At 35.7% G+C, this 682-nt stretch carries 2 protein-coding genes; one reads left to right on the top strand and one right to left on the bottom strand.

Features of this window, described 5'->3' with window-relative positions; all coding sequences use genetic code 11:
* Nucleotides 1-222: GNAT family N-acetyltransferase (locus tag AC1DTM_RS30290; protein WP_477001681.1), on the top strand; the 222-nt coding region annotated here is incomplete at its 5' end.
* Between the two features lie 93 nt (nt 223-315).
* On the opposite strand, the gene AC1DTM_RS30285 is transcribed toward AC1DTM_RS30290, so the two are convergent.
* On the bottom strand, nt 316-682 hold a 367-nt coding region (locus AC1DTM_RS30285; RefSeq protein ID WP_477001680.1), incomplete at its 5' end, for an NADPH-dependent FMN reductase.

Genomic DNA, 682 nt, shown 5'->3' with positions numbered 1-682 from the left:
GGTTATATGATATTGCCGGAGCACTGGGGAAAAAGATATGGTAGTTGTATCGCAAGAGAATTAATTGAAATAGCGAAGCAGACAGATGTAAACGTACTAAAGGCAATTATCGATCCAAACAATATCCCCTCTCGAAAAATTTTATTAAACGCTGGTTTTACATCAGATACAGTTTGTGAGATTGATGGATTACCTGGGGAGATTTTGATTAAATATATTTAACTAAATAAAAGGCAATACTACTTCTCGACCACTAGTAGTATTGCCTTTTTCTCTTTTATAATTATAGGGACCCCCTTATCGTCTTTATACAAATTAAATTATTATGTCTACTACACTTTGAACTAAAGAGATAAGAGCTTGCTTTGTATCCTCATCTGTAACTTTTGCATCATCACTAAATTTAGTGCGTACAGATGGGATTAATAGCGACCCATTTTGAACGACAATTGTATCTAGCATACCTAGCGTAAGTAATAATGACTCATGGGCTTTATCCCCTCCCGCAATCGACGGTGAAGMTGTTATAATAGCAACTGGCTTTTTATAAAGTTCCGCTGATGAAACAAGCCACTCTAAAGCATTCTTCAAAACTCCTGGAATACTTTTTGCGTACTCTGGTGTACAAATAATAAGTGCATGAGCTTCACTTAATGTCTTTCGAAATTCTTCAACAACAACC

The organism is Bacillus sp. P4_D3, assembly GCF_056401855.1.
This window is presented reverse-complemented; position numbering and strand designations above follow the sequence as displayed.